We start from the raw sequence: 9,056 nt of genomic DNA, 5'->3' as shown, positions 1-9,056 counted from the left end.
TCGAGAATGCGTCTCGTTGACAAAATGCCGGTGCCAGAACAAAGAAATGTCATCGAGAATGCGTCTCGAAGACAAAATGCTGGTGCCAGAACAAAGAAATGTCATCGAGAAGAGGTTTCGAAGACAAAAGGCAAGTGCAAGAGCATGAAAATGTCATCGAGAAGAGGTTTCGAAGACAAAAGGCAAGTGCCAGAGCAAAGAAATGCCATCGATAAGAGCACTCGTGGACAATTGACTAGCGCAAGGGCCTGAAAATGTCCACGAGCACACCACTCAAGAATTAAATAGCCTTCTTCTATTTACAATATCATCTATTTGTAAGAAATCCATCGATTACTACCAACAATTTCAAAATTCTCATCTAACACTCTTTTGATTCGTCTTCTTGATTCGATAATCTGACACCATTCATGAATGTTCGCAGTTGTAATCACCCGGTCCGGAAACAGTAACTTGTACTCCCATACACTCCGTAAGATCGCATCACGAACAACTTCAACATGCTTACATTCTCTACAAACGCATTTTTGGCCAACTATTTCAAGAGCGAATGAGCTGCAATTCTCGCATATGATTCCTTTTCGTAATTCGTCATAGCGATATTTAGGCAATTGTTGAACAGGATAGTCACTTATGTGAAGAGAGATTAGTTTATTTGCTAGCCATTTATGTTTTTCGGTTAAGTGAGAGGGTTGTTCGTTTAACTGTTTAAAGAAGCGGTGAAGTTGCGAATGGAAAAGGAATGGCTTATCTAAGGGAGCTTGGTAAAGGGTGAATTCGGGATTTATAAAGACAATTTTTGGAGATAGAGGAAGTGGGAAATTAAGGCTTTGTAGTAACTTGCGAAGTAATGATTCGGTTTTACTAAGTTGATTTAAGGGATTTACGAGTTCTAAACCTGATTTACTAAAAATTTGCTCATTTTCATAATAATAATCACCGTCAAAATTTTTCACTTCAAAGGGATATACAAGTTCGGAAAAGATAAGCAGATTATCAATTTGAAAAGTTGTATTGTTGTGTTGTAATAATAGGTCATTTAAAACGTAGCAATCATTATGTAACGATTGTTCAAGAAAACGATCAAACATTCTCTCTCCTTCATACCCTTTTTTCAAAGCATGGTAATATCGTTTCTTATCGTCTGGCAACTCCATTCGTGCATCTAATAGTTCTAGAGTTTTGTGCAGCTGCGATTTTTCACGCTTTTTATATGGTACCAATAATATTCCCCCTTTCAAAAATATAGTACAACAATTTTGCTGAATTTTCTATCTTCATAAACAATGAAAAAGACTGTGAAAATAAAAATTTACACAGTCAGCCACCAAGATTAATTAAATTTTCTCCACTTCTAAAATCGTGCCTGTTTTTGCGTCTGCTAAAAATTCCATATTAATTTGCTCGGTATCTGTTAACTTTGTAATTCCACCTCGGTAAACATGATATGTAATCATATTTCTTTCCAATGTTTCAGGTTTTGTCATAATCCATGAACCTGAAATTCTTCCGTCCGTTTTCAAAGCGTCCTTCACTTTTTTAATCACATCTTCAGAAGAAAGAAATTGGTTATTTTTCAAAAATGCTTGTGCTAAAAAACCAACAGCAAAGCCACAAGTAGCACCCATTAAAAAATGTTTTATTTTCAAGTTCATCGCCTCCTGTTACAAAAATTATATCGATTTTTCCCTAAAAATACTATTCAGAAAAAAACGCCAAGTTTTTGAAAAATATTACATATTAGCCAAGGAGTAAAAAGTTATGTACAATAGTTTTGTACGATACATAGGAAAAAATCATCCAATCTGATTAGAGAATTCACAACAGAGCACAACCTTATTAAAGTTCGGATATTTTAAAGAAAGAGGGATTATATGAATCAAGAAACATTAGAACTATTTAAAACGTTAACGGAATTACCAGGAACGTCAGGAAATGAACATGATGTTCGAAAATTTATGAAAGAACAATTAGCGAAATACTCTGATGAAATTGTACAAGACGGCTTAGGTAGTATATTTGGTGTACGACATGGTAAGGAAGACGATCCAACAATCATGGTCGCTGGCCACATGGACGAAGTAGGATTCATGGTAACTTCAATCACTGATAGTGGCATGATCCGTTTCCAAACGATTGGTGGTTGGTCACCGCAAGTTGTACAAGCACAACGTGTACGCGTATATACAGATAATGGACCTGTTGAAGGTGTAATTAGTTCTATCCCACCACATTTATTAAGAGGTCAGGAAAGTCGAGATAAAGTAACACCAATTAAAGATTTATTAATTGATATCGGTGCAGATAATAAAGAAGATGCTAAAAATATTGGCATTAGACCTGGTCAACCAATTGTACCCGTTAGTGAATTTACAGTAATGGCAAATCCGAAAAAAATTATGGCAAAAGCTTGGGATAACCGTTATGGGTGCGGACTTTCCATTGAATTATTAAAAGAACTTCACGGTCAAACGCTACCAAACACACTTTACTCAGGTGCTACAGTACAAGAAGAAGTTGGCCTACGCGGTGCACGTACATCAGCATATATGATTAAACCAGATCTAGCTTTTATATTAGATGCTAGTGCAGCGAGTGATATGACAGGTAATAAAAATGAGTTCGGTCATATTGGAAAAGGTGCCCTAATTCGTATTTACGATCCAACAATGGTAACACATCGTGGAATGCGTGAGTTTGTCCTTGATACAGCTGAATCAAATAATATCCCTTATCAATATTTTGTTTCCCAAGGCGGTACAGATGCAGGACAAATTCATTTATCAAATGAAGGGATTCCAAGTACAGTAATTGGTATTTGCGCTCGTTATATTCATTCCCATAATTCAATTATTCATGTTGATGATTATGCTGCAGCAAAAGAATTGTTAGTAAAATTAGTTAAAGCTTGTGATAAGTCAACTGTTGAAACAATTAAGCAAAATGGGTAATGAAATGGATATAAGTTAGCTAAACTAAATGTAGTAAAATGGAAAAGCAATCGGGGCCCACTGTTCCCTGGTTGCTTTTTCTAAAATTATATAGAGTGAGGAAAGTATGAAAATCGTTGTTGGTACAAAAAATCCCGCAAAACTTCAAGCAGTAAAAAACGTATTTGGAACAGAAATGGATATAATTGGTATTAAAGTACCTTCTGGTGTTAGTGAACAACCGTTTTCCGATGATGAAACAATAACCGGAGCCATTAATCGGGCAAAAAAAGCAGTCGCTGAAACAGATCGAACACTCGGTATAGGGCTAGAAGGCGGTGTGACAGAAACGCCATTCGGGCTTATGCTTTGTAATTGGGGCGCGGTTGTTGTAAAAGGATATGAAGAACACCCACTTATTGCTGGTGGAGCACGAATATTGCTACCGGAAGTGATTAGTGAAAGACTGCGACAAGGTGAAGAACTCGGTCCTGTAATGGATGAATTTTGTAAGAAAGAAAATATACGTTCCCATGAAGGGGCAATTGGTATTTTTACGAATGGAACCGTTAATCGAGATGATATGTTTACCCATGTTGTTAAAATGTTAAAAGGTCAACTTGAATATGCGATCATTCAAAAACAGATTAAGTTATAAAAAGTAAGACTTTTCAATAAAGGTTGAAAGTCATTCGTTATGATGGAAAGATGAAAAAAGCTTTGTTAAACTCTTAATAGACTATTTTTCCAATAAAACATATTCAAAAAATGGAGGATTTTTAAATGAAAAACTTGCAATCCCTTGAGGAGTTTCAACAATTGAAAAATAACGGCACTCATGTGTTTTTATTTACGGCAGATTGGTGTGGTGACTGTCGCTTTTTAGATCCGTTTTTACCGGAAATTGAAGAAAAGTATAAAGATAAATTTACATTTGTTTCTGTTGATCGTGATGAATTTATTGAACTATGCCAAGAGCTTGATATATTCGGTATTCCAAGTTTTGTTGCGTTTCAAGATGGAAAAGAATTAGGCCGTTTTGTAAGTAAAGACCGGAAAACAAAGGAAGAAGTTGAAAACTTTTTAGATAAGTTAGATGTACAGTAAGATTATTTTTCTAAATTAGAAATTTGGGTCGAAAGGAGGGACAATCGATGAAGATGACTGTCCAACAAATGAGAAAAATTTTAGAAGAACGATTGCAAGACCCAAGTAGAAAGTTTATATTTAATCGTGATACGAGTGAATTGCGAATAGAAAATATCGAAAATAAGAAAGGGATTATAATTGCAATCCCCGTCGTTATTTCCAAATGGAAAGAGAAAAAAGAAGCTGCCATTGATGATATAGTTTTCTTTGTGAATGAAGGCTTAAAAGCGATGACAACAGAAGTTACGCTTATAGGAAAGGAAAAGGATATTTTTCCGGTTATGCGCTCAACTTCCCACGAAACCGTTAAAAAAGATGGTATCAAACTTGTTTATGATGATCATACGGCTGAAACGAGAATATTTTATGCGGTTGACTTAGGAAATACATATCGTATTATTGATGAGGAAATGTTAGAAAAAGAAGGTTGGGACGCCAATCGAATTCGTGAAATTGCAAAGTTTAATTTGCGTTCTCTACCAACACCTTTGAAAAAAGATACAGTAGCCGGTAATGATTTTTATTTCCTTAACACGAATGATGGCTATGATGCGAGTCGGATTTTAAATGAAACATTTTTAAAAGAAATGGAAGAGAAAGTTGAAGGTAAACTCGTTATTTCTATTCCGCATCAAGATGTATTAATTTTGGCCGATATAAAAAATGACACCGGCTACGATGTGTTAGCTCAAATGACGATGAGTTTTTACACGAATGGACGAATTCCAATTACATCGTTATCATTTTATTATGAGGATGGCAAATTGATGCCAATTTTTATCATGGCAAATAACAGACCAAAAAGGAAGGATTAATGAGAAATGATAGTATTTTATAATAAAGAAGGAATTGGCGATACGCTATTAATTAATTTAAAACCTGTTGATTACGATAAAATGAATTATGAAAAAAGAGGCGATTTAGTTCGCATTTATAATGAAGAGTCCAATGAAACTTACGGATACAACTTATTTAATGCGACAAAATATTTCGATGTACAACAAGGTGAGCGTGCAGCTCTTGATATCGATCCTGTATTTTTAAAGAAAATTAATGATTTATTAGGTGGACATGGCTTTGAAGAAAAACTAGAAGCAGATTTCGCACCAAAATTTGTCGTTGGGTATGTTGAAGAAAAAGAAAAACATCCAAATGCAGATAAATTAAGTGTGTGTAAAGTTGATGTAGGTACGGAAAAATTACAAATCGTATGTGGTGCACCGAATGTTGATGCTGGTCAAAAGGTTGTTGTTGCAAGAATTGGTGCGGTGATGCCTGATGGACTCGTTATTCAACCATCTGAATTGCGTGGTGTTCCAAGTGCAGGTATGATTTGTTCAGCCCGAGAACTAGGCTTACCTAATGCACCAGAGAAAAAGGGGATTCTAGTCCTTGAAGATTCTTATGAAGTTGGGGCTAAATTTGAATTTTAATATATAAATAAAAGACTACTCTAAGATGGGGACATCCGAGTAGTCTTTTTTATATGAAATTATAATGTTATTGTAACCGATTTGATATTTTTATAGATTAAAATATGTTTGCGTTTATTTTTTCCGATCCCGATATTGCCCTTTTAAGTTTAGCTCCAGATACACCAATTAAAGCACGTCGAAGATATGGTATACTTATAAATCTATGTTTTTATTCCCTTTTTTATAGTAAAATTAAGGGGAATGTATTTAAGAAAGAGTGATATGATGGATTGGTTGAAAAGACTGTTTTTCCATTACGAAGATGAAGAAGAGATCGAATGGGAAGACAATAAAAATAAGAAGAAAAAGCAAGAAGCAACAAATGATGATTATATAGAAATGGAAACGAGAGTGGCTTATCAATATCCACGAAATAATCGTTCCAATGTCAAAACACCGAAAACTTTTTCTAATAGAAAACAAGGAACACGTCCTGTTAAGAAATTACCGATTTCAGAAATTCAAAATAGCCTTTATGAACGATATCCGAAATTAAAGGAGATTCATAATAGAAATACAGAAAAGCAAGAGAAAAGAGTTACTGAACCAATAGGGAAGCCTGTTTTTGAGAAAAAAGAGCTTCAGCAAAAGCCTAAAATAGAGAAGCAACAATCAAAGCAGCCTGAAAAACCGAAAATAGGCAGTCGTAGATTCCGTCCTACAGAAGTTCCTTCACCAATCTATGGTTTTCAAAAACGAGTAAAGGAAAGGGAAGAACCTAAAGTAGCGGATGTAGTTGAGTTTGAATTAAGCTCTTTTGAATCTAGTCCATCAAAAATAGATGAAAAACAGCAAATGAAAGAAAATGATAGACAAACGAATGATCGGCACCATCTAGGTGTTAATATTACCCAAGACTTAGCATTAGTTAATGATACAAAGTTAAATGAGAATATTGACAATTTAGATTTAGAGAAAGACTCACAAGGTGAAACGACAAAATTCGTAGAAATTGAAGGTCCGAATGAAACGATTGATCAGTTTGAAAAAGATAGTAATCTTCAAGGTGAAACTGAAGATTTCAATTCGGTAATTGAGGAGTCCAGTCAAAATGTTTATGAAGATGTAAAACAAGAAACAATCGTTACTCAATTTGACAATGAACTTATTGAAGTTGAAGAGTCTTTAATTGATGAAACACTAGAATATGTTCGTAAATCACTAATTACAGGAAATGATCAACACGATCCGACTGGCGAGGTTGAGGAACAAGATGGATTTGAAGTAATTGTTCCAGTAATTGAGGAATCTAATCAAAGCGTTCATGACGATGTAGAACATGCAACAAATGTAGCGCAAAGTGAAAGTGAAGTGGCTTCCATTGATGGAACAGAGGACTCAGTTCATGAATCGGTACAAATTATAGAAAATGATCAATGTGATACGGTCAATGAGTTGGCTGAGACAGAAGAGGAGCCTTCGCTGATTGAGGAAATAAGTGAACAGTCTGAAATCGTTCATGAAAAAATTGAATACGAAGCAGATGCAATTGAAATTGAATTGACAAAGTCTGTAAGTGAAGAAACGTCACATGTAATTGAAAATGAAGCGATTGCTGATGTAGAAATAGAAGATGAAAATGTAATTGTAGATAATGAAATTCACGAAAAGAACGAATCCATCGAAAGTGATGTAGAATCGTTCGAACAAAGTGAAGAAAATCATGAGCCGAGCGCAGAGGACTTAACAAACTCTGAAGAACAAGAAACCCGTCAACCAACTGCAAAACGCCATATACCTTTTAATGTTATTATGTTAAAATCTGATCGAGAAAAATTAAAGAGAAGACAAGAAGCAATACAAGCGAGAAATCGCTTTTTACAAAGGCAAACAGAAACTAAGCAAGAAGTGCCAAAACAAGAAACGCAACAAATAAACGATGAGCAACAGACTGAATCACAACAATCTAATGATGTTAACGAACAAAAAAATTCTGCCAACCATGAAGTGGCAGCGACAAAAATTGAAGAAAACGACAAAATCGTTTCCTATGAAAATTATGAGTTTCCATCACGTGAATTTTTGCAAATTCGTCAAATTGAACAGTCAGACGAAGATTGGATTGAAAAACAACGGGAAATTTTAGATCAAACATTGAAAAGTTTTAATGTCGGTGCAAAAGTAGTTAATGTTTCCGTCGGCCCAGCGGTTACTCGGTTTGAGTTGTCTCCTGATATGGGAGTAAAAGTAAGTAAAATTACGAGCTTAACGGACGACATTAAATTAAGTTTGGCTGCAAGAGACATTCGAATTGAAGCACCGATTCCTGGTAAACATACGATAGGAATTGAAGTACCAAATCGTAAAGCACGACCGGTATTTTTACGAGAAATTATTGATCGCTCAGCCTTTATCGAGGCCGAATCCCCTCTAACGGTTGGACTTGGCTTAGATATTACAGGTAAACCGATTATGACCGATTTGAAAAAAATGCCCCATGGTTTAATTGCTGGTGCAACTGGTTCAGGAAAAAGTGTAAGTATTAATACATTTATTGTCAGTCTTTTATATAAAGCACGACCTGATGAAGTAAAACTGCTTTTAATTGATCCAAAAATGGTCGAACTAGCTCCATATAATGGGATTCCGCATTTAATAAGTCCAGTTATTACGAATGTAAAAGCTGCAACCCAAAGTTTAAAATGGGCTGTTGAAGAGATGGAACGACGTTACGAATTATTTGCCCATCTCGGTGTAAGAGATATTAGTAAATTTAATGAAAGAGCTGATGACAAACATCGCTTACCATATATCGTCATTATTATCGATGAGCTAGCTGACTTAATGATGATGGCACCTGCCGATGTAGAAGAGGCAATTGCCCGTATTGCACAAAAAGCTAGAGCTTGTGGAATTCACTTACTAATTGCAACACAGCGACCATCGGTGGATGTAATTACCGGATTAATTAAAGCTAATGTTCCGACAAGAATAGCCTTTTCTGTTTCATCACAGATCGATTCGAGAACGATTCTAGATGTAAGTGGTGCAGAACGATTATTAGGTAAAGGGGATATGCTCTTTATCGAAAATGGTACTTCTAAGCCAATTCGTATTCAAGGTGCATTCATTTCCGATGAAGAAATTGAAAAAGTTGTCGATCATGTACGTACTCAAGGTGAACCGAATTATTTATTTGAGCAAGAAGAATTGATGAAAAAATCAGATTTTGAAGAACAAGATGAATTACTTTTCGATGCTTGTAAATTTGCTGTCGAACAAGGGCATATTTCAACTTCAAGCCTACAACGACAATTTCGTATTGGATATAATCGTGCAGCAAGAATGATCGATATGATGGAAGAAAAAGGGATTATTACGGATTCAAAGGGGAGTAAACCACGGGATGTTTTAATAACTGAACAAGATTTAGAAAAATTAAATGGTCTAAATTGATAATACTATTTATAAATGGAGAGCTCTAATTATAGACAGAGCTCTTCATTGTTCCTACTTTCATTTTTATTACAAATAACAAACTTTTTTAAAATTCCGTACTATT

At 35.1% G+C, this 9,056-nt stretch carries 9 protein-coding genes; 7 read left to right on the top strand and 2 right to left on the bottom strand.

Annotation, left to right across the window (positions count from 1 at the left end):
* On the top strand, positions 1–252 hold a 252-nt coding region (locus GW534_RS16245), incomplete at its 5' end, for a hypothetical protein (protein ID WP_210253482.1).
* 59 nt (positions 253–311) lie between these two features.
* Here the strand turns inward: GW534_RS16245 and GW534_RS14900 are convergent.
* Together GW534_RS14900 and GW534_RS14895 are read right to left on the bottom strand one after the other, a co-directional pair.
* On the bottom strand, positions 312–1,223 hold the full coding sequence (locus GW534_RS14900; RefSeq protein WP_246204203.1) for a nuclease-related domain-containing protein: 912 nt from the start codon (positions 1,221–1,223) through the stop codon (positions 312–314).
* A 114-nt stretch (positions 1,224–1,337) separates the two neighbouring features.
* Positions 1,338–1,649: a PepSY domain-containing protein gene (locus tag GW534_RS14895; protein WP_161921778.1), complete on the bottom strand. Its 312-nt coding sequence runs from the start codon at positions 1,647–1,649 to the stop codon at positions 1,338–1,340.
* A gap of 225 nt (positions 1,650–1,874) precedes the next feature.
* On the opposite strand from GW534_RS14895, the gene GW534_RS14890 reads away from it, so the two are divergent.
* The 6 genes from GW534_RS14890 (at position 1,875) to GW534_RS14865 (ending at position 8,950) form a co-directional block, all read left to right on the top strand.
* A complete protein-coding gene (locus GW534_RS14890; protein WP_161921777.1) occupies positions 1,875–2,951 on the top strand; it encodes a M42 family metallopeptidase in 1,077 nt (358 codons plus the stop codon).
* 106 nt (positions 2,952–3,057) lie between these two features.
* A complete protein-coding gene (locus GW534_RS14885) occupies positions 3,058–3,588 on the top strand; it encodes a DUF84 family protein (RefSeq protein ID WP_161921776.1) in 531 nt (176 codons plus the stop codon).
* 125 nt (positions 3,589–3,713) lie between these two features.
* The gene (locus tag GW534_RS14880) at positions 3,714–4,037 is read left to right on the top strand and encodes a thioredoxin family protein (RefSeq protein WP_161921775.1); all 324 of its coding nucleotides are present in this window, start codon (positions 3,714–3,716) and stop codon (positions 4,035–4,037) included.
* Between the two features lie 47 nt (positions 4,038–4,084).
* The gene (locus GW534_RS14875; protein ID WP_161921774.1) at positions 4,085–4,894 is read left to right on the top strand and encodes a DUF1444 domain-containing protein; all 810 of its coding nucleotides are present in this window, start codon (positions 4,085–4,087) and stop codon (positions 4,892–4,894) included.
* 6 nt (positions 4,895–4,900) lie between these two features.
* Complete coding sequence (ytpR, locus tag GW534_RS14870) at positions 4,901–5,512, top strand: YtpR family tRNA-binding protein (protein ID WP_161921773.1); 612 nt, start codon at positions 4,901–4,903, stop codon at positions 5,510–5,512.
* 243 nt (positions 5,513–5,755) lie between these two features.
* The gene (locus tag GW534_RS14865) at positions 5,756–8,950 is read left to right on the top strand and encodes a DNA translocase FtsK (protein WP_246204200.1); all 3,195 of its coding nucleotides are present in this window, start codon (positions 5,756–5,758) and stop codon (positions 8,948–8,950) included.
* Positions 8,951–9,056 lie beyond the last annotated feature (106 nt).

It is taken from the genome of Pallidibacillus pasinlerensis, from assembly GCF_009996845.1.
GTDB lineage: Bacteria > Bacillota > Bacilli > Bacillales > Caldibacillaceae > Pallidibacillus > Pallidibacillus pasinlerensis.
Note: the sequence above shows the minus strand (reverse complement) of the source record. Positions and strands in the feature narration are given on the sequence as shown.

What these genes read in the sequence shown, in the direction of transcription:
- ytpR (WP_161921773.1), top strand. Translation starts at nt 4,901, where the DNA reads ATGATAGTATTTTATAATAAAGAAGGAATTGGCGATACGCTATTAATT.
- GW534_RS14880 (WP_161921775.1), top strand. Translation starts at nt 3,714, where the DNA reads ATGAAAAACTTGCAATCCCTTGAGGAGTTTCAACAATTGAAAAATAAC.
- GW534_RS14885 (WP_161921776.1), top strand. Translation starts at nt 3,058, where the DNA reads ATGAAAATCGTTGTTGGTACAAAAAATCCCGCAAAACTTCAAGCAGTA.
- GW534_RS14875 (WP_161921774.1), top strand. Translation starts at nt 4,085, where the DNA reads ATGAAGATGACTGTCCAACAAATGAGAAAAATTTTAGAAGAACGATTG.
- GW534_RS14865 (WP_246204200.1), top strand. Translation starts at nt 5,756, where the DNA reads ATGTATTTAAGAAAGAGTGATATGATGGATTGGTTGAAAAGACTGTTT.
- GW534_RS14890 (WP_161921777.1), top strand. Translation starts at nt 1,875, where the DNA reads ATGAATCAAGAAACATTAGAACTATTTAAAACGTTAACGGAATTACCA.